Genomic DNA, 20,591 nt, shown 5'->3' with positions numbered 1-20,591 from the left:
TTTTTGTTTTTGCACAAACTATTATCATGATATTTTAAATTAGGAACAATAGTTGTAAAAACAAAGGAGTTGATATGATGGAAGAGAGTGTATTAAGGGAAGGTGTTTTTAGACATTCGTTTATGGTAGCATCTATTCTAGGTATATTATGCAGAGCATTAGTTCTTAGGGTTGTAGATAAACAATATCCAAGAAGGCCTCAGGATTATCTAGAACAAATAATAACATCAGCACTAGCTGCATTTTTAGGAGCAATAGCCCTTCCGGCTCTTTTAGAAAATGAATTCTCTGCATTAACATTTTTTGCAATAGCAATACAACAATTTCAAGGCCTGGCAGAGCAAGAAAGAATAACCTTAAAAAATATTGACGAAGCAGAGATAGTGCCAAAAGGATCAGCTTATGTAGAAGAGATAGCTTCGACTTATGAATCTAGATGTTATATAAGTTTACTATCATCATTAATGGCATCAGGCTTATTTATACTATTTAATAACTATTTATTATATGGATTTTTAGTATCAACGATAGCAGCAGCTATAGGTGCTGGAATTATAGGGCTTATAATAAGAAGATATTTAAGAAGAGATAGTATAGCAGATGTAGCAGAAGTTAGAGAAGCTAAGATTCATTTTGATAAATCAGTTCTTAAAGTAAATGGAGTTTATATAGGGAACATAGGTTTAGAAGATACTAGAAATAGATATTTAAATGAAGGATTGGCAATAGAAATAATTCCTAAAAGCTTAGGTGATTTTGGTATAGTAAGTGATATAGGACAAAGACAAGCTATAATACATAATATATTTATTCATATGGGTGTAGATAAAGATGTAGATGAAAAAGACATATTAACTATATCAGAAACAGATTTTGATAAACGTTCAGTAGTAATACCTTTTATTCCAATAATGAAGGATATAGAAACTATGATTGAAATAGCAAGAAGTACTCCTATTATAGAAACAGCAAAAGGCAAAAATAGTGATTACAAAAAAACTATATAAAAATAAAGAGGTGGTATTATGGATACAGCATTTGTAGTGGCCTTATCAATAGGTGTGCTATCTAGGTTAATAATGTTAAATGTAGATAAAAAACAATACCCTACACAACCAAACGTGCTTTTAACACAACTTGTGTTAGCATTTGTAGCTTCAGCATTAGGAGCATTAGTTGTTCCTGCTTTACTAGAGAAGTCATATACATCAATTACATTTTTATCATTGGCAGCAGAACAGTTTAGAAAAGTAAGAGAAAGTAGAAGAAATACACTTCAAAACTTAGAAGATATTCAATTAGTTAAAAGAGGAAGTGCGTTTATAGAAGAAATAGCAAGAACATATGAAGTAAGAAATTATATGTGTATAGTAACATCTTTTTCAACTATATCTTTGTATCATTTTATGATAAAAGAATTTAATATATCTCAAAATAGTAGCTTACTTATAAGTGGGGTATTTGGACTTATATTAGCTATAATACTTAAAAAATTATTAAAAAGAAAGTCTATTGAAGACATAGCAGATGTTCGACAAGTAGAAATAAAATTTGTTGATGAATCAATTCTTCAAGTAGGAGATTTAAAGGGAATAACAAATGTAGGTCTTGAAAGTGATAGACAAAGATATTTAGAAAATGGAATAGGTATAGAAATTATCCCAAAAGACAACAATTATATAAATGCAAGTGTATTATACGATGCAGGACAAAGGCAAGCTATAGTATATAATATATATTCAAGAGTAGGACTTTTTAGAGATGATAATGAACCGGCATTTGTACCTCTTCCAAGAAGACATCCTCAGAAACAAAGTATAATGATAGCTTATGTACCAATAGAGAGAGATGTAGAAAAAGTGTTAGAGGCTGTTAGGTCTTGTCCGATATTATCTAGTTCAAAAGGTAGAAATCTATCTATTAATTATAAAATAGGCGAGAAAGGAAGTGTATAATATGGGAGAAAATATGGGTTTAACAGAATATACATTAGCAGTAATAACTACAGATAAAAATATGAAATTTGGTGGAGGATGTCCTATATTTTATGCAGAGGATGATAAAGATCTTCAACATAAAGCAATGCTTATGGCAAAGAGCGTTGGAGGAATGGTTCATGATATGACAAATGGAACATTAATCGTAGTTAAACATTAAAGGTACCTTTTAGGGTACCTTTTAACTTATTGCAAATATTGACTAATTTCAGCAAACCGTGGTATTATAAAACGATGTAATCATATGGAGAAAAGTGGTGAAAGTTCATGGAAGTAAACGTAAAGAAAATGAATAACGTAGTTAGCAAAGTTTATAATAATAGTATTGCAGAGGAACTAGGAATAGAGGTAGGAGACATACTTATTTCTATAAATGGCCAACCAATACAAGATATAATAGAATATAGATTTTTATTAAGTGATGAATACTTAGAAGTTGAGATACAAAAAATAAATGGTGAAATATATGTATATGAGATAGAAAAAGAATATGATGATGATTTAGGTATAGAATTTTCTAACCCTATAATAGACAAAGCTAAAAGTTGTAGAAATAAATGTGTATTTTGCTTTATAGATCAACTTCCAAAAGGAATGAGAGAAACTCTTTATTTTAAAGATGATGACTCAAGATTATCATTTTTACAAGGTAACTTTGTAACTCTTACAAATATGAGTGAAGAAGATATAGATAAAATAATAAGATACAGAATAAGTCCAATAAATATATCAGTTCATACTACAAACCCAGAACTTAGACAGAAGATGATAAAAAATAAGTTTGCAGGTAAATTATATGATATAATGAAAAGATTAGCAGATGCACAGATACAAATGAACTGTCAAATAGTTTTATGTCCTGGATATAATGATAAAGAAGAATTAGAAAGAACAGTATCTGATTTATCTAAATTATATCCATATGTAAATAGTGCAGCAGCAGTTCCAGTAGGTATAACTAAGCATAGGGATCATTTACCTAACTTAGAGATATTTAACGAGAAAACTGCAAGAGAGACTATAGAACAAGTTGAAAAATTACATGAAAAATATCTAAAGGAATTAGGAACAAGATTTATATTCTTATCAGATGAATTTTATGTAATGGCTAATAAAAAATTATTAGACTATGATGAATATGAAGGATTTATACAATTTGAAAATGGAGTAGGAATGATTAGTAAGCTTGAAAGAGAAATACAAGATCAACTAACTACTTTATCTGAAGAAAAGATAAATATAAAAAAGAAAGTTTCTATAGCAACAGGGCATTCTGCATATGAATTTATATGTAAAATGGCAAAAGAAATAATGGATAAGTGTCCTAATATGGAGATTAACGTTTATAAGATAATAAATAATTTCTTTGGAGAGACAATAACTGTTTCTGGACTTATAACAGCAACAGATATAATGGATCAATTAAAAGGTATAGATTTAGGAGAGACTCTTTATATACCAAGAAGTATGCTAAAAGCAGATGAAGATATATTCTTAGATAATATAACTTTAGAAGAATTAAACAATAAAATGGGAATTGAAGTAATACCTTGCTTAAATGAAGGTAAAGACTTTGTTGATAAAATATTAAAGTAGAGAAGGGAGATTATTATGAGCAATAGCAATAATAGACCGATAGTTGCAGTAGTAGGAAGACCTAATGTTGGTAAATCAACATTATTTAATAAACTAGCAGGAAAAAGAATATCTATAGTAGAAGATACTCCAGGAGTAACTAGAGATAGAATATTCACTGAAGTTGAGTGGTTAGACAGATACTTCACATTAATAGATACAGGTGGTATAGAGCCAGATAATGGAGATATAATACTATCTAAAATGAGAAATCAAGCAATGCTTGCTATGGACATGGCTCACGTTATAATGTTTGTAGTTGATGGAAAGGCAGGACTTACAGCAGCAGATAAAGAAGTTGCACAAATACTTAGAAAGACTAGTAAACCAGTTATATTAGTAGTTAACAAAATAGATAATATAAATCAATTTGATAACATATATGACTTTTATGAATTAGGATTAGGAACTCCATTTGCAATATCTAGTGCTAATGGAATGGGACTTGGAGACTTACTAGATGAAGTAATAGCATTTTTCCCTAAAGGATTAAATACAGAGTATGACGAAGATATAATAAAGATAGCTATAACAGGAAAGCCTAATGCAGGAAAGAGTTCTATAGTTAACAAGATGTTAGGAGAAGAAAGAGTTATAGTAAGTCCAATAGCTGGAACTACTAGAGATGCTGTAGATACTTATCTAGAAAGAGATGGACAACAGTTCATGCTTATAGATACGGCAGGTATAAGAAAGAAAAGTAAGATATATGAAACAGTAGAAAAATATAGTGTTATAAGATCTATGGCAGCAGTAGATAGAGCAGATGTTGTAATGATAGTAATAGATGCAGCAGAAGGTATAACTGAACAAGATACAAAAGTTGCAGGTATAGCACATGATGAAGGTAAAGGATGTATATTCGTTGTTAATAAGTGGGACTTAATAGAAAAAGACAACAAGACTTTAGGAAATTACACAAAAGAAATAAGAGAAAAGTTCCCATTTATGATGTATGCACCAGTGCTATTTGTTTCTGCTAAAACTAATCAAAGAATGAATAAAATATTAGAAACTGCAGAATTTGTAGCAAACGAAAATGCTAAGAGAGTATCAACATCAGCATTAAACGATGTAATAGGTGAAGCTGTAATGTTAAATCAACCACCATCAGACAAAGGAAAGAGATTAAAAATATACTATGGTTCTCAAACAGGAGTTAAGCCACCTAAGTTTACGTTATTTATAAATGACAAGCAGTTAACTCACTTCTCATATCAAAGATATCTTGAAAATAAGATAAGAGAGAACTTTGGATTTGAAGGAACTCCTATACACTTTGAATACAGAGAAAAAAGAAGGTAATAAAATTACTTAAGGGGGATTAGTATGCTTAACTATTTAATAATTTTTATAATTGCTTATCTTTTAGGAAATATATCAACATCATATATTATTGCTAGAAGATTAGCAGGAGTGGACATAAGAACTCAGGGATCGGGAAATGCAGGTTCTACTAATGTACTTAGAACTCTTGGAAAAAAGGCAGGTCTTATGACATTTGTAGGAGACTTATTAAAAGGAATAATAGCCGTATTATTAGCAGGTATAATTGCTAAATATATTGGACTAGACCCACTTACAGCTAAGTATATAGCTGTTGTAGGAGTTGTTAGTGGTCATAACTGGCCAGCATTTTTAGGATTTAAAGGTGGAAAAGGAGTTGCTACATCTTTAGGTTCTATGATAGCAGTTAATCCTATAATGGCCTTAAGCTGCTTTTTAGTATTTTTAATAATAGTTTATATAACTAAATACGTATCACTAGGATCAGTACTTAGTATATCACTTTCTCCAGTAATAATGATATTTAGTCAAAATACAAAAGGTGTACTAGTTACATTATTTTTAACTCTATCAGTTATATATACTCATAGAGAAAATATAAAAAGACTTATAAATAAAACAGAAAGAAAAATTGGAGAAAAAAAATAAAATAGTATCTAGGTGGTGTTTTTAATGGAAAAAGTATGTATTTTAGGAGCTGGAAGTTGGGGAAGTGCATTAGGTTTAGTACTAGCTAAAAAAGGCTATGAAGTAAGCATATGGACTTTAAGTCAAGAACAAGCTGATAAAATAAATAAGACAAAAGAAAATATAGATTATTTACCAGGGGTTTTATTCCCAAATAACATAACACTTACAACATCTTTAGAAGAAGCAGTACTAGACAGTAAAATTATAGTATTAGCAGTACCTTCTCAAGCTATAAGAAGTGTTTCAAGTAGCCTAAAGCCATTTGTAAAAGATGAACAAATAGTAGTAGATGTTGCAAAAGGATTAGAAAGAGGAACTGGGCTTAGACTATCAGAGGTTGTAGCTGAGGAGCTTCCAAATAATCCTTATGTAACTTTATCAGGTCCATCTCATGCAGAAGAAGTTGCAAGAGATATACCTACTACAGTAGTAGTTGCATCAGAAAATTTAGAAGTGGCTCAAATAGTTCAAGATATGTTTATGACACCTAAATTTAGAGTGTATACTAACCCTGACATAGTAGGAGTTGAACTTGGTGGAGCTCTTAAAAATATAATTGCATTTGGTGCAGGTATATGTGATGGTTTAGGATATGGAGATAATGCAAAAGCTGCACTTATGACTAGAGGTATAAGAGAAATAGGAAGATTAGGAGTTAAAATGGGTGCTAATTTATCTACTTTCTCAGGACTATCAGGTATAGGTGATTTAATAGTTACTTGTACAAGTATGCATAGTAGAAATAGAAGAGCAGGAATTCTTATAGGGCAAGGAAAAAGTTTAGAAGAAACTCTTGCTGAAGTTAAAATGGTAGTAGAAGGTATAACTGCTACAGAAGTTGCTTATGATGTTTCTAAAAAGCTAGGTATAGATATGCCAATTACAAGTGCAATATATTCTGTACTTCACGAAGGTGCAAATCCAAATGAAGTAGTAGCAGATTTAATGATGAGAAACAAAACACATGAAATAGAAGAAGTAGTGGAAGATAAGCTAGGATTTTAATCCTAGCTTTTTTATTTTAAAAATTAAAAATGACAAGCATGATTTATATATAAATTTAGAAATTATTAGTAATAATAGGGGACAAATAAAAATATACTTTATTAAGAAACTATATGCAGGAGGGGAAAATTAATGAATAACATATATGAAGACATAGCTAAGAGGACTCAAGGAGATATATATATAGGTGTAGTAGGTCCTGTTAGAACGGGTAAATCTACATTTATAAGAAAGTTTATGGAAAAGTTAGTAATACCGAATATAGAAAATGAATTTAAAAAGGAAAGAACAAAGGATGAAATACCTCAAAGTGGTTCAGGTAAGACAATAATGACAGTAGAACCAAAATTTGTTCCAGCAGATGGAGTGGAGATAAAGGTTAGAGATACTGTAAATTTAAAAGTTAGAATGGTTGATTGTGTTGGGTACATAGTAGATGGAGCTTTAGGACATGAAGAAGATGGTAAACAAAGATTAGTATCAACGCCATGGTCACAAGAAGCTATGACATTTGAGCAAGCAGCAGAGATAGGAACTAAAAAAGTTATAAGAGATCATTCAACATTAGGTATAGTAGTTATAACAGATGGTTCAGTAACAGGTATAGATAGAAAGAGTTATTTACAAGCAGAAGAAAGAGTTATAAATGAGTTAAAGTCTTTAAATAAGCCTTTTGCTATTGTATTAAATACACTTGATCCATACAGTGAAGATATAGAATTATTAAGATCTGAATTAGAAGAAAAGTATGAAGCTCCTATAGTACCATTAAATGTATTAGCTATGGATGAAGAAGATATAGAGAGCGTTATGGAAACAGTACTTTATGATTTTCCATTAAATGAAATAAGAATAAATTTACCTCAATGGATAGAAGGATTAGAGAGAAATCATTGGATAAAAAATAATATAATATTCACATTAAAGCAAAGTATAGAAGAAATTGGAAAGATAAGAGATATAGATAGTATTGTAGCAGGATTTTCAGAGTTAGAATTCTTAGAAGATACATCAGTTGATAATGTTGAACTTGGAGAAGGTGTTATAAGTATAGATTTATCTGCTAAGCAAGATTTATTCTACAATGTATTAGAAGAAAAGAGTGGATTTAAAATAGATGGAGACCATCAACTGCTTAGCTTAGTAACTAAGTTATCTAGAGTTAAAAATGAATATGACAAGATAGAATCTGCTTTAATAGATGCAAAAACAAAAGGCTATGGAGTTGTAGCGCCATCTTTAGAAGAATTAAGCTTAGAGGAACCAGAAATAATAAAACAAGGAAAACAATATGGAGTAAAATTAAGAGCAAATGCACCGTCACTTCATATAATAAAAGCTGATATATCTACAGAGATAGCACCTATAGTTGGAAGCCAAAATCAAGGCGAAGAGATGATAAAATATATGCAAGAGGAATTTGAACAAAATCCTAATGAAATATGGTCATCAAATATGTTTGGAAAATCTTTACATGATTTAGTTAAGGAACAATTACAAAGTAAGCTATATACAATGCCTGAAGAAATAAGAGTTAAGATACAAAAAACTTTACAAAAGATAATAAATGAAGGAAGTAGTAATATAATAACTATATTATTATAAAATACACTGATAAAAATTAGATGGCTAATTAAGATAATATTTAAACGTAGGAAAGGTTAAAAACCTTTCCTATTCTTATATAAGCTTATAATAAAGTTAAAATGATTATATGATAATTTTTTGAATTGTAAGAAAATACTTGAAATTTAAAGAACATATATCCAAAATTAATAATATAATCTATTAAATCAAAAAATTTATAGAATATATATTAAAAAAGGGGGTATGTTATGGAGCGTATTGTTTATGCAATAAATGATATTATTTGGAGTAACTGGTTAGTATTTTTATGTTTAGGTTCAGGTATTTATTTTTCTTTTAGAACCAAATTCTCTCAAATAAGACACCTTAAAGAAATGGTAGCCTTATTATTTAAAGGAGAAAAATCAGCTCAGGGTATTTCATCATTTCAAGCTCTATGTACAGCGCTAGCAGGGCGTATAGGTACCGGTAATATAGCAGGGGTAGCGACGGCTATAGCAATGGGAGGACCAGGAGCACTATTTTGGATGTGGGCAATAGCATTTTTAGGTGCAGGATCAGCATTTGCAGAATCTACATTAGCCCAAGTTTATAAAGAAGAACATGATGGATTATATCGTGGAGGACCAGCATACTATATTGAAAAGGGACTTGGAAATACTAAGTTTTCTAAATGGTACGGCATATTATTTGCATTAGCAACAGTATTAGCAACAGGATTATTACTACCTGGTGTTCAATCTAACTCTATAACAGTAGCAGTAAATAATGCTTTTAAGATAGACCCAATGATAATAACTGTAGTCCTAGTTATATTACTAGCACTTATAATATTTGGTGGAATAAAAAGAATAAGTTCTGCAGCAGAATTAATAGTTCCATTTATGGGAGGGATTTATATATTAATGTCTCTTGTAATAATAGCTGTTAATATAGAACAATTACCAAGTATTATAGAGTTAGTATTTAAGTCTGCATTTGGAGCAGAGCAAGCATTTGCAGGAATAATAGGTTCAACAATAGCTTGGGGAGTAAAACGTGGAGTTTATTCAAATGAAGCAGGTCAAGGAACTGGGCCACAAGCAGCAGCAGCAGCTGAAGTAAGTCATCCAGCTAAGCAAGGTTTAGTTCAAGCATTTTCAGTATATGTAGATACTTTATTTGTATGTTCAGCAACAGGATTTATGATACTTATGACAGGAAGCTATAACGTTCATGGAGTAAATGGAGCTATGATTGTTGAGAATTTACCAGGAGTTGAGATAGGACCTATATATACTCAAACAGCAGTAGACTCGTTGATACCAGGATTTGGGTCAGCCTTTGTATCTATAGCATTATTCTTCTTTGCCTTTACGACTATAATGGCATACTACTATATAGCAGAAGTTAATATTATATATATAAGTAAGAGAATATTTAAAGGAAAAACAACTAAGTTATTTATAAATATACTTAGAGTTATATTATTAGGAGCAGTTGCATTTGGTTGTGTAAAGACAGCATCTCTTGCATGGACTATGGGGGATATAGGTGTTGGAAGTATGGCTTGGTTAAATATAATAGCTATACTTTTATTATCAAATGTAGCCATGAAGTGTTTCAAAGATTATGAAGAACAAATGAAAGCAGGAATACCAAGAGAAGAAAGAACATTTGATCCAATAAAACTTGGGATAAAGAATGCTGATTTCTGGGAAGAAAAAGTTAAAAAGGAATCTAATAAATAAAAAAAGTGTAGGCTATATAAATTAATAGCCTACACTTTTTTTTATTTATTAGATTGTAAGCAAAATTAAATATACAAGCAAATATTTAAGATTTAGAATCACCACAATAAAAGGAAATATAATATTATTTGAAGAATTAATAAAGTACCTAGATTTAAAGGGGGAAAAGTATGAAAAATAAGAAAATATCTAAAATACTAATACTAGGAATAGCTATATATTTTGTATTTCAAATTAGTATATTTTTAATAGGTGAAAATACCAGGACTATGGCCGTTGAATTAGAAGATATGGAGCTAAAAATTAATACAAAAGGGCTTGTAATAAAAGATGAGAGTGTAATTGTATCAAATGCAGATGGAACGTTTAAAAATCTACATGAAGAAGGTGAAAAAGTACAAAAATCAGAAAATATAGGATATATATATAAGGATATAGATATAGAAAAAATAAATTCAGATATAGAAAACTTAGACAAAGAAATAAATAAGTTAAAGGAACAAATAGATAGTCAAGATAATAGTACATTAAAACATATCACAGCTAATCAGTTAGAAAATAGTAAAAATAAAAAAGCAATTCTAGAAAAAAAGGCAAAAAGTTCTACATCTTATGTAAAAGCTGATATATCAGGAGTAATATCTTATAAAATAGATGAAAATGAAGGAAAGTATAATACAGATAGTATAGATTATTTAACCAAAGATGATATAGAGAATACTAATAATAACTATACAGATATAAATTCAAATGATAAAAAAATTAAAGAAAATGATCCAGTATTTAAAATAGTTAATCCAAATGATGTATATATAGCAGTATGTATAGAAGAAAAATATAGGAAATATTTTGAAGTAGGTAATAAGATTGAAATATCTTTTAATGAAGAAATATTAGATGGTAAGGTCAATAAGGTTAAAAAAGATAATGATGATATCATAGTAATACTAAAAATAACTAGCCAAAATATAGGAATTTATGATACAAGAGTAGAAGAATTTGATATAATATATAAGCATATAGAAGGTTTTAAGATACCAAAGAAATCTATAAAATCAGTAGACAAGAAAAAAGGGGTATATATATTAAATCAGCAAACTAACAATATGGAATTTGTTGAATTAAGTGATGTTGCCTATGAAGCTGATGATTATATATTCGTAAAAAATGATAGTAGCGATAAAGAAAAAGTGATTGCATTGCATGATGAGGTTGTATTAAACCCAAATATTATAAATAAGAAAATAAAAATAAAGTAGGTGATAAAGTGTCAAGCGTAAAAGAAAATTTAGATATGGTAAGAGAAAAAATTAAAAATAGTTGTAATGTTTCTAATAGAAAAATTGATGAAGTAACTTTATTAGCAGTAACTAAGACTGTAGATGTAGATAAGGTTTTAGAAGCTATAGAAAATGGAGTTAAAGATGTTGGAGAAAATAAGCCACAAGAACTAGCTAGAAAGTATGAAGTTATAGGCGATAAAGTAAATTGGCATTTAATAGGAAGTTTACAAACTAATAAGGTAAAGTATATAATAGATAAGGTTTATATGATACACTCTTTAGATAGAATAGCTTTATGTGAAGAAATACAAAAAAGGGCAGAAAAAATAGATAAGACTATAAATTGTTTAGTACAAATAAATATATCAAAAGAAGAAAGCAAGCATGGTATATATAAAGAAGGTGCTATAGATTTTATAAAAGAAGTAGCAAATAATTATAATAATATAAAAATTAAAGGTCTTATGACTATGGCGCCTTTTACAGAAAATAAAGATGAAGTTAGAAAAGTATTTAGAGGATTAAAGGAATTAGCTGTAGAAATTGATAAGTTAAATATAAACAATGTTTCTATGGAATATTTATCTATGGGAATGAGCAATGATTATGAAATAGCAATAGAGGAAGGGTCTAATATAGTTAGAGTTGGAACCTCTATATTTGGAGCCAGAAATTACGATAAGTAGATTATATGAATTTAAAATTTGATTAATAAATAAGGAGGAAGTCAATAATGGGAGATAACATGATAACTAAGTTTAAAAATTGGTTTATAGAGGAAGATGAAGATTATATCGAAGAAGAAGAAATAATTGAAGATGAACTAGATATGGAACCAGAAATTGGAACAGCTATAAAAAATACTAACATAGTAAAGTTACATACTAACACTCAAATGAAGGTTGTAATAGTAGAACCTAAAAAATACGATGAAGTTACAACTATAGCGGATCATTTAAAGAGTAAGAGAACTGTAATAGTTAACTTAGAAAATTTAAAAGATCCAGTTGCTAAGAAGTCTATATTTGACTTTATGAATGGAGCTGTATATGTTTTAGAGGGAAGTATACAAAAAGTATCTAAAGCTATATTTATACTTGCACCAAATAATGTAGATATAGATGCAAATTTAAAAAAGGAATTAGAAAACAGCAAGACACTTTTCCCTTGGCAAAATAATAAATAAAATATAAAAGTAAAGGGGTTAAATAATGAGTACTATAGGATTGGCTTTATATTATCTATTTGATATATTATCTTGGATAATAATTATAAAGAGTTTAATGTCTTGGTTTCCTAATGGGATGGGAAGTAAGTTATACTATATATTAAATAATATAACAGAACCAATAGAAGGTCCTATAAGGTCTATAATGTATAAGTACAATAGTGGACCGGTAGATTTTTCACCAATGATAGCAATATTAGTATTAATGTTACTAAAGAGGGTGGCACTAATCGTGTTCTATTAAGAGGAGATAATAGTGGACAGGCTAAAACTAACTAATCATATTAAGGATATAGAATTAAAAAATAAAATGTTTAAGGTTATAGATAAAGCTAATGCCACAATGAAAAATTATGATGTAAGACAAACGGAATTTTTAAATCCTTATGAAATCAAAAATGCTATTGCTATTTTGAATTCTTATAGTGATTTAAAATACTCTGTTGATGGTGGACATAAAGAGGCTGAAAGAAGTAAAATATTTATATATCCATTTTATATGGAATATGAAGATATAGATGATAACCTTAAATTTATACAAGTAGAAGGTAATTTTAAGTTTAAAAGCATATCACATAAGGACTATTTAGGGTCTCTTATGGGTCTTGGTATAAAAAGAGAGATGATAGGAGATATTATTATACACGATAGCTTTTGCCAAATAATTGTAAGTTGTGATATATGTGATTTTATAATTATGAACTTACAAAAAGTTTCGACAAATAGTGTTTCAGTGTATGAAATATCAAGAGAAGATATAATAGAAAGCTCATTAAATTATAAAGATATATCATTTACAGTATCATCAAGTAGGCTAGATTGTATTATAAGTGGATTATATAATATATCAAGACAAGAAAGTTTAAAATACATAAATGCAGAAAGAGTTTTTGTTAATTATGAAAAGATAACATCTGCATCTAAAGAAATAGAAAATAATTCACTAATATCAGTTAGAGGTAAAGGTAGGGCAGTAATATCTAAAATAGGAGATATTACTAAAAAAGGCAGAATAAAAGTTTGTGCTAAGTTAATAATATAGGAGGGAGAAAAGCATGCTTACTCCAATAGAAATAGAAAATAAGGAATTTAAAAAAGGAATAAGAGGATACAGAGAAGAAGAGGTTGATGAATTTTTAGATGCAGTTAAGGAAGATTATGAACATCTATGTAGAGAAAATTCAGACCTTAAAGAAAAAGTAAGATTATATCAAGATCAAATAAACAAATATGAAAATATAGAAGAAACATTAAAAGCTACACTTATAAGAGCTGAAAGTGTTGCAGAAGATACTTGTACTGCTGCAAATAAAAAAGCTAAGATAATAGTAGAAGAAGCTGATTTAAAAGCAAGACAAATAATTGAACAAGCTAATAATCAAGTAATAGAAATAAGAAAAGAATATAATGAAATGGTAAAAGAATTTAAAGTATTTAGAAATAAATTTAAATCTTTACTAGAAGATGAAATAAGAAGTATAGATGAAATATTCTATAATGTTGATGAAAATGATATGAGAGCTTTTGAGACAACATTATTTGATATGCCAATAGAAAAAGAGGCAGCAGCTACATTAGATTAATATAAAATAAAAAGTAATTGACTATTTTGACGATTTGTTATAAAATCTCATATTATAAACAAAAATATAAATAAAAGCTATGATGGAGACAGTAAGCTTTAGATAATTTTACAGAGAGTTGGGTTGCTGAGAACCAATAAATTTATAAAGTGGAAAATCACTCCGAAGCTGCAGGCTGAAAAAGTATTTGATTAAGCTGTGCCGGTAAAGTGCCGTTATACTATTTAAGTGCTATACATAAGTAAAGTATATTTTATATATGTATAGAATTAGGGTGGTAACGCGATTAATACTCGTCCCTTGTTTTAGGGGGACGAGTTTTTTAATACAAAAAATTAAAATGTAAATTAGTTAGGTTTAAATATTCTAACAAAATTTAGATAACAATTAATATGAAAGGGTGATACTATGTCAAAGTTTAAGTCATTAGTTGACTCTTCTGTAAAGCAAGCAGAAGCAGAAGTTTCTAAGTATTGGAATGATATAAACATACTTGAGAAAACTTTAGAAAAAGGGAAAAATGATCCAAGTTTCGTATTCTATGAAGGTCCTCCAACAGCAAATGGAAACCCAGGAATACACCATGTTATAGCTAGAACATTAAAAGACTCTGTTTGTAGATACCAAACTATGAATGGAAAGCAAGTAAAAAGAAAAGCTGGTTGGGATACACATGGTCTACCTGTTGAAATACAAGTAGAAAAGGAATTAGGTTTATCTGATAAGCAAGAAATAGAAGCTTACGGAATAGATAAATTTAATCAAAAGTGTAGAGAGTCTGTTTTCACTTATGAAAAACAGTGGAGAGATATGACTGAGAGAATGGCATACGAAATAGACTTAGATAATCCATATATAACTTTAGATAACAACTATATAGAATCTGTATGGTGGATATTAAACAAGTTCAACAAAGAAGGATATGTATACGAAGGTCATAAGATACTTCCATATTGTCCAAGATGTGGAACTGGTCTTGCATCTCATGAGGTTGCACAAGGATATAAAGAAATAAAAAATAATACAGTAATAGCTAAGTTTAAAAGAAAAGATGCTGATGAGTATTTCTTAGCATGGACAACTACACCTTGGACATTACCATCAAACGTTGCATTAACAGTAGGTCCTGAAATAGACTACATAAAAGTTAAGCAAAATGATGAAGTTTATTATGTAGCTAAGGCTTTAGCTAACAAGGTTTTAGGTGAAGACTACGAAGTATTAGAAGAAATGAAAGGTAAAGATTTAGAATACATAGAGTATGAACAATTAATGCCTTTTGTTGAAGCTGATAAAAAAGCATTCTTCTTAACTTGCGGAGACTACGTTACAACTGAAGATGGTACAGGTATAGTACATACTGCACCAGCATTTGGTGAAGATGACTACAACTTAGGTAGAAAGTATGATTTACCAGTACTTCAACCAGTATCTGAAGCAGGTAAATTTACAACTACTCCATGGGAAGGAAAATTCGTTATGGAAGATGGAGTAGATGTTGAAATAATAAAATGGTTACACGGTGAAAATAAATTATTTAGCAAAGAAAAAGTAGCTCATAATTATCCTCACTGCTGGAGGTGTCAAACTCCACTTTTATACTATGCTAAGCCAAGCTGGTATATAGAAATGACAAAATTAAAAGACCAATTAATAGCTAACAATAAGACAGTTGAATGGTATCCAAACTTCGTTGGTGAAGGTAGATTTGGAAACTGGTTAGAAAACTTAAATGACTGGGCTATATCAAGAAGTAGATATTGGGGTACTCCACTTAATATATGGAAGTGTGAATGCGGACATAGAGATTCTGTAGGTTCAAGAGAAGAATTAGCTCAAAAAGCTATAGAAGAAGTAGATCCTAAAACAGTAGAACTTCACAGACCATATGTTGATAATATACATCTAAAATGTGAGTGCTGTGGTAAGCCTATGACAAGAGTAACAGATGTTATAGACTGTTGGTTTGACAGTGGTTCGATGCCATTTGCTCAACATCATTACCCATTTGAAAACAAGGAAAACTTTGAAGAATTATTCCCAGCAGATTTCATCTGTGAAGGTATAGACCAAACTAGAGGATGGTTCTATTCATTACTTGCTATATCAACATTTGTTATGGGGAAAGCTCCATACAAGAGAGTTTTAGTTAATGACCTTGTTTTAGATAAAGAAGGTAAGAAGATGAGTAAGTCTAGAGGAAATACAGTAAATCCATTTGAATTATTTGACCAATATGGAGCAGATGCCTTAAGATGGTACTTATTATACGTATCTCCACCATGGACTCCAACAAGATTTGATGTTGATGGATTAAAAGAAGTTCAAAGCAAGTTCTTAGGAACTATGAAAAATGTATATAACTTCTTTGCTTTATATGCAAATACTGATAATATAAATCCAACTGACTTCTTTGTAGAATACAAAGACAGACCAGAATTAGATAGATGGATATTATCTAAGTTTAACAACTTAAAGAAAGAAGTAGAAGAAAACTTAGAGATATTTGAATTAAACAAAACAGTTAGAACTATTCAAGAATTTATAAACGAAGATTTATCTAACTGGTATATAAGACGTTCAAGAAGAAGATTCTGGGCGACTGAATTAACTGAAGATAAAAAATCAGTTTACAATACAACTTATGAAATATTAACAGAGCTTTGTAAGCTTATAGCTCCATTTACTCCATATATATCAGAAGAAATATACAGAAACTTAACTAATGAAGTTTCAGTACATTTAAGTACGTATCCAAAAGCTAATTTAGATTTAATAAACAATGAATTAGAAGAGAAGATGGACTTAGTTAAAAACCTAGTTACATTAGGTAGAGCATCAAGAGAAGCTACAAGAATAAAGGTACGTCAACCAATACAAAAAGTATTAGTAGATGGTAAGTTTGAAGCTACTATAAGTGATGTTGTAGACTTAATAAAAGAAGAACTTAACGTTAAAGAAGTTGTATTTGCAAAAGATTTATCTGAATATATGAACTTTAGCTTAAAACCAAACTTTAAAGTTTTAGGACCAATACTTGGTGCTAACATGAAGTTCTTTGCTGGTGCATTAAATAAATTAAATCCAAATGAAGTTGTTCCTAAATTAGAAAATGGTGAAAGTTTTGCTGTTGATATAAACGGAGAAAACTTTGAATTTAACAAAGACCATGTTTTAATAAACATATCAGCTAAAGAAGGATTTAATGTAACTATGGAAAACAACTTATTTGTTATATTAGATACAACATTAACAACACAGTTAATAGAAGAAGGATATGCAAGAGAATTTATATCTAAGATACAACAAATAAGAAAATCTAATAACTTTGATGTTTTAGATAACATAGTTATAGAATTTAATTCAGATGATGAAATAGCTAAAGCTGTAGAAAATTATGATGAATATATAAAATCAGAAACATTAGCTGTAGAAATAAATAGAGTAGAAGATGAAACTTTAGAAAGTCATAATTTAAATGACCATATGACTGGAATAAAAGTTATAAAGAAATAATTTAAAAAGTACCTCTTGATGAAGTATTTCATTAAGAGGTACTTTTTTACATACAAGAAAATTATTATATTAAGCATAAACCTATTGATAATTCATGAAAATAAGATATATCAATAGGTTTAAAAATATAAAAAATAATAATCTTAGCAACGGACAAAGTCGTTGGCAGCATAAGTGAAGCAAATTTTTTATATAAAAGTTAATTAAAAGCTTTTTAGAAATTAATTAGATTAAAAATATTATTAAATTTAGAATATAAAATTATATTGAAAATTCTAATAATATAAAAGAAATTGAAAATATTTAATAATATAAATATAAAGATAAGTATTAGTTAAGAAAAATTTAAAAAATATACAAAAAAACATTAAAAATGAAATTAAGTTAGAAAAAAACACTAAAAGCTGCTTTAAAAGTTAAAGTATAAATCATTAAAAAAATTTTAAAATAAAATGAAAATAAGAGAATAGATTAATAAATTAGAAGTTTCAGAAAAATTATGAAATCGTTGTCGTGATGTGTTAGAATAAGTTAAGTAATCATGGAATATAAAATAGGGAGGGAAAGTATGGATGTAAGTGTAAAATCGCAAAAGAAACAAAAACAAGGCTTCATGGACAAAATAGAGAAGCTTGGTAACAAATTACCACACCCAGTGCTAATGTTTATATACATAGCAGCATTTGTTTTAGTTTTATCAGCAATACTAGGAAGTTTAGGGGTAGTAGCTAAAACTCCTTTAGGTGATTTCCCAATAAACAATTTATTAGGGCAAAAACCAATAGAGGTGTTAAAAGTAGGGGCAACAGGAACAGAAGTAGCAGAAAGATATTCAAATGGTCTTTCTTATGTTATAGGAACTGCAATAGCTAATTTTATGAACATGTATGCAATAGGCACTATACTTATAATAATGTTAGCAATAGGACTTATGGAACAAAGTGGATACTTAACAATGGCAATGAAAAGTATAGTTCAAGCTACGCCTATGAAATTAGTTACTCCAGTTGTAATATTCTTAGGGGTTATGTCTAATATGGCATCAGATGCAGGGTATGTTGTATTAATACCACTTGCTGCATTAATGTATTATACATTAGGAAGAAATCCTATAGCAGGTCTTGCAGCAGGATTTGCAGGGGTTTCTGGAGGATTTAGTGCAAACTTATTTGTTAGTTCAACAGATGCATTATTATTACCATTTACTCAAGCAGCAGCTGAGACTGGTGATGCTATGGCAGGTACTCAATTAGCAGGAACTTTATCAGTTACAAGTAACTGGTTCTTCATGATGGCATCTACATTCTTAATAATATTAATAGGAACTATAGTTGTAGATAAGTATATTGAGCCAAGATTAGGAAAATATAATAAAGCAGAGGCTGAAGTTGAGCCAGAACATGAAATAACTCAAGCAGAAAAAAGTGCTTATAAATTTACAAATAAAATAATGTTATTATTATTTGCTTTAATAATATTAACAGCTTTACCAATAGATAAAAATAACACTATACCTTTAGTAGGTGACTTATCAACTACAGTAGAGTTATGGGGAAAAGATGCAGAAGGGAATGCAGCTTTAGTTGCAGCAGATGGATTCTTAAACTCTATATTCTTTAAAGGTGATATGGTTATAATGATAATGTTCGTTATATTCGCTGTAAGTGGATTAGTATACGGATTTAAATCAGGTAAGTTTAAAAAAGCAGCGGATATAGTGCCAGCAATGGTTAGAGCGATGGCAGATATGGCTCCAATAATAGTTATATTATTCTTCGTTGCTCAATTTATTAATTACTTTAACGACTCTCACTTAGGAGTGTATGTTGCATCATTAGGAGCTAATTTAGTTTCTAAAATACCAGAAGGTAGTATGTTTATGAATATTGTGTTAATGGTTGCATTTATATTCTTAACTGCATTTGTTAACTTATTCATGGGAGGAGCTTCATCTAAGTGGGGACTTCTTGCTCCAATATTTGTTCCAATGTTAATGGTTGCGGGATTCACTCCAGCAGGTGTTCAGTTAATATACCGTATAGGTGACTCTTCAACAAATGTAATATCTCCATTAATGAGCTATTTAGGGGTTATAGTAGTATTTGGTCAAAAATATAAGAAAGAATTTGGTGTAGGTAACCTAATAAGTACAATGATGCCAATAGCTATAGCATTCTTAATAGGATGGACTATATTTGCTATAATATGGGCTTTAGCAGGAGCACCTATAGGACCAGGAACAGCAATCTTTATGTAAGGGGTTTAAAATTAACTACATATAATATTTTATATAAAGGGGTAAAATTAGGTTATGCTTAAATTTACCCCTTTCTTATATTAACTTAAAGTTTTTAGATTGATTAATTTTTAAAAATAATAAAATACTAAATATATAAATTAAAAAATATATTTAAATAAATATTTTAATTTAAAATAAAATACAAAAATAATGTAAAAATACATAAAAAAAACTAAATAATAATAAAAAGTTGTATAAAACTAAATTTTCTGAAAAAAACATATTGTATTTACGCTAAAAAAGACAGAACATATAATTAAATTGTAAGATAAATGAAAAGGGGTACCGAAGTACCTATGTTACTAGGGGGATACAATATGTTAGGGACGAAAAATATGAGATTACATCATAATCCACATATAAATGGATGTTGTGGAAATGGGGGAGAAAATTGTTGTGGAAGTCATAATCATGACCATATACATTTACATACACACGAACATGGGCATGAACATGAACATATAAATGGATTAGGACATGACCACAATCATGAAGATGGTTTTACAGGAGTTCACACACATGACCATTTACATACACATGAGCATGGACATGACCACAATGGTGAACATGGGCATAGCCACGAATAGATAGTGAAAATTGAATAACTGATAAAAATAAAGCCATGAAGGTTTAAATTACAAAGATTTATTTGATATATCTTTGTAAAAACTCATGGCTTTTTGTAATGTAATTAGTAAATTTATGTTAAATTAAACAATAGTGTTTATATAAAAAATATACTTAGGGGGAA

18 protein-coding genes and 1 other annotated feature are annotated in these 20,591 nt (G+C 29.2%); all 18 genes read left to right on the top strand.

Annotated features, from left to right (window positions below):
* The first annotated feature begins 77 nt into the window (after positions 1-77).
* The 18 genes from FRIFI_RS11265 to FRIFI_RS11180 all read left to right on the top strand — a co-directional run bounded on the left by FRIFI_RS11265 (position 78) and on the right by FRIFI_RS11180 (position 20,427).
* Entirely contained in the window at positions 78-1,007 is a 930-nt protein-coding gene (locus tag FRIFI_RS11265; protein WP_092924207.1) for a YIEGIA domain-containing protein, read from the top strand.
* 18 nt (positions 1,008-1,025) lie between these two features.
* Positions 1,026-1,955, top strand: a complete 930-nt coding sequence (locus FRIFI_RS11260) for a YIEGIA family protein (protein ID WP_092924210.1) — start codon at positions 1,026-1,028, stop codon at positions 1,953-1,955.
* A gap of 1 nt (position 1,956) precedes the next feature.
* Complete coding sequence (locus FRIFI_RS11255; protein ID WP_092924213.1) at positions 1,957-2,157, top strand: capping complex subunit for YIEGIA; 201 nt, start codon at positions 1,957-1,959, stop codon at positions 2,155-2,157.
* 107 nt (positions 2,158-2,264) lie between these two features.
* Complete coding sequence (locus tag FRIFI_RS11250) at positions 2,265-3,593, top strand: DUF512 domain-containing protein (protein ID WP_092924216.1); 1,329 nt, start codon at positions 2,265-2,267, stop codon at positions 3,591-3,593.
* 15 nt (positions 3,594-3,608) lie between these two features.
* Positions 3,609-4,937, top strand: a complete 1,329-nt coding sequence (gene der, locus FRIFI_RS11245; protein ID WP_092924219.1) for a ribosome biogenesis GTPase Der — start codon at positions 3,609-3,611, stop codon at positions 4,935-4,937.
* 24 nt (positions 4,938-4,961) lie between these two features.
* The gene (gene plsY / locus FRIFI_RS11240) at positions 4,962-5,567 is read left to right on the top strand and encodes a glycerol-3-phosphate 1-O-acyltransferase PlsY (protein ID WP_166505897.1); all 606 of its coding nucleotides are present in this window, start codon (positions 4,962-4,964) and stop codon (positions 5,565-5,567) included.
* A gap of 24 nt (positions 5,568-5,591) precedes the next feature.
* Positions 5,592-6,614, top strand: coding sequence for an NAD(P)H-dependent glycerol-3-phosphate dehydrogenase (locus tag FRIFI_RS11235; RefSeq protein WP_166505896.1), 1,023 nt, complete (start codon positions 5,592-5,594; stop codon positions 6,612-6,614).
* Positions 6,615-6,746: 132 nt separating this feature from the next.
* Positions 6,747-8,219 carry a stage IV sporulation protein A gene (gene spoIVA / locus FRIFI_RS11230; protein WP_092924228.1) on the top strand — a complete coding sequence of 491 codons (1,473 nt, stop codon included), beginning with the start codon at positions 6,747-6,749 and terminating at the stop codon, positions 8,217-8,219.
* Between the two features lie 230 nt (positions 8,220-8,449).
* Positions 8,450-9,931 carry an alanine/glycine:cation symporter family protein gene (locus tag FRIFI_RS11225; RefSeq protein ID WP_092924231.1) on the top strand — a complete coding sequence of 494 codons (1,482 nt, stop codon included), beginning with the start codon at positions 8,450-8,452 and terminating at the stop codon, positions 9,929-9,931.
* A gap of 170 nt (positions 9,932-10,101) precedes the next feature.
* Positions 10,102-11,190 (top strand): biotin/lipoyl attachment domain-containing protein, encoded by a 1,089-nt coding sequence (locus tag FRIFI_RS11220; protein WP_166505895.1) that lies wholly within the window; start codon positions 10,102-10,104, stop codon positions 11,188-11,190.
* 8 nt (positions 11,191-11,198) lie between these two features.
* Entirely contained in the window at positions 11,199-11,900 is a 702-nt protein-coding gene (locus FRIFI_RS11215) for a YggS family pyridoxal phosphate-dependent enzyme (protein ID WP_166505894.1), read from the top strand.
* Between the two features lie 47 nt (positions 11,901-11,947).
* Positions 11,948-12,400 (top strand): cell division protein SepF, encoded by a 453-nt coding sequence (locus FRIFI_RS11210; RefSeq protein ID WP_092924241.1) that lies wholly within the window; start codon positions 11,948-11,950, stop codon positions 12,398-12,400.
* A 25-nt stretch (positions 12,401-12,425) separates the two neighbouring features.
* On the top strand, positions 12,426-12,686 hold the full coding sequence (locus tag FRIFI_RS11205; protein ID WP_166505893.1) for a YggT family protein: 261 nt from the start codon (positions 12,426-12,428) through the stop codon (positions 12,684-12,686).
* Positions 12,687-12,698: 12 nt separating this feature from the next.
* Positions 12,699-13,484, top strand: coding sequence for a YlmH family RNA-binding protein (locus tag FRIFI_RS11200; protein ID WP_166505892.1), 786 nt, complete (start codon positions 12,699-12,701; stop codon positions 13,482-13,484).
* A 13-nt stretch (positions 13,485-13,497) separates the two neighbouring features.
* Positions 13,498-14,025, top strand: a complete 528-nt coding sequence (locus FRIFI_RS11195; protein ID WP_166505891.1) for a DivIVA domain-containing protein — start codon at positions 13,498-13,500, stop codon at positions 14,023-14,025.
* Between the two features lie 70 nt (positions 14,026-14,095).
* Positions 14,096-14,329, top strand: a binding site (T-box leader).
* 104 nt (positions 14,330-14,433) lie between these two features.
* Positions 14,434-17,541: an isoleucine--tRNA ligase gene (gene ileS / locus FRIFI_RS11190; protein WP_166505890.1), complete on the top strand. Its 3,108-nt coding sequence runs from the start codon at positions 14,434-14,436 to the stop codon at positions 17,539-17,541.
* Between the two features lie 568 nt (positions 17,542-18,109).
* A complete protein-coding gene (locus FRIFI_RS11185) occupies positions 18,110-19,798 on the top strand; it encodes an AbgT family transporter (protein ID WP_166505889.1) in 1,689 nt (562 codons plus the stop codon).
* Positions 19,799-20,157: 359 nt separating this feature from the next.
* The gene (locus tag FRIFI_RS11180; RefSeq protein ID WP_166505888.1) at positions 20,158-20,427 is read left to right on the top strand and encodes a hypothetical protein; all 270 of its coding nucleotides are present in this window, start codon (positions 20,158-20,160) and stop codon (positions 20,425-20,427) included.
* Positions 20,428-20,591: the final 164 nt, after the last annotated feature.

Source organism: Romboutsia hominis, from assembly GCF_900002575.1.
GTDB classification, from domain to species: Bacteria; Bacillota; Clostridia; order Peptostreptococcales; family Peptostreptococcaceae; genus Romboutsia_C; species Romboutsia_C hominis.
The sequence above is the reverse complement of the archived record's forward strand: the minus strand, read 5'-3'. Positions and strand labels throughout refer to the sequence as shown.

Excerpts from the sequence above, each read along its gene's own strand:
- FRIFI_RS11265 (WP_092924207.1), top strand. The coding sequence starts at position 78 with ATGGAAGAGAGTGTATTAAGGGAAGGTGTTTTTAGACATTCGTTTATG.
- FRIFI_RS11260 (WP_092924210.1), top strand. The coding sequence starts at position 1,026 with ATGGATACAGCATTTGTAGTGGCCTTATCAATAGGTGTGCTATCTAGG.
- FRIFI_RS11255 (WP_092924213.1), top strand. The coding sequence starts at position 1,957 with ATGGGAGAAAATATGGGTTTAACAGAATATACATTAGCAGTAATAACT.
- FRIFI_RS11250 (WP_092924216.1), top strand. The coding sequence starts at position 2,265 with ATGGAAGTAAACGTAAAGAAAATGAATAACGTAGTTAGCAAAGTTTAT.
- der (WP_092924219.1), top strand. The coding sequence starts at position 3,609 with ATGAGCAATAGCAATAATAGACCGATAGTTGCAGTAGTAGGAAGACCT.
- plsY (WP_166505897.1), top strand. The coding sequence starts at position 4,962 with ATGCTTAACTATTTAATAATTTTTATAATTGCTTATCTTTTAGGAAAT.
- FRIFI_RS11235 (WP_166505896.1), top strand. The coding sequence starts at position 5,592 with ATGGAAAAAGTATGTATTTTAGGAGCTGGAAGTTGGGGAAGTGCATTA.
- spoIVA (WP_092924228.1), top strand. The coding sequence starts at position 6,747 with ATGAATAACATATATGAAGACATAGCTAAGAGGACTCAAGGAGATATA.
- FRIFI_RS11225 (WP_092924231.1), top strand. The coding sequence starts at position 8,450 with ATGGAGCGTATTGTTTATGCAATAAATGATATTATTTGGAGTAACTGG.
- FRIFI_RS11220 (WP_166505895.1), top strand. The coding sequence starts at position 10,102 with ATGAAAAATAAGAAAATATCTAAAATACTAATACTAGGAATAGCTATA.
- FRIFI_RS11210 (WP_092924241.1), top strand. The coding sequence starts at position 11,948 with ATGGGAGATAACATGATAACTAAGTTTAAAAATTGGTTTATAGAGGAA.
- FRIFI_RS11205 (WP_166505893.1), top strand. The coding sequence starts at position 12,426 with ATGAGTACTATAGGATTGGCTTTATATTATCTATTTGATATATTATCT.
- FRIFI_RS11195 (WP_166505891.1), top strand. The coding sequence starts at position 13,498 with ATGCTTACTCCAATAGAAATAGAAAATAAGGAATTTAAAAAAGGAATA.
- ileS (WP_166505890.1), top strand. The coding sequence starts at position 14,434 with ATGTCAAAGTTTAAGTCATTAGTTGACTCTTCTGTAAAGCAAGCAGAA.
- FRIFI_RS11185 (WP_166505889.1), top strand. The coding sequence starts at position 18,110 with ATGGATGTAAGTGTAAAATCGCAAAAGAAACAAAAACAAGGCTTCATG.
- FRIFI_RS11180 (WP_166505888.1), top strand. The coding sequence starts at position 20,158 with ATGTTAGGGACGAAAAATATGAGATTACATCATAATCCACATATAAAT.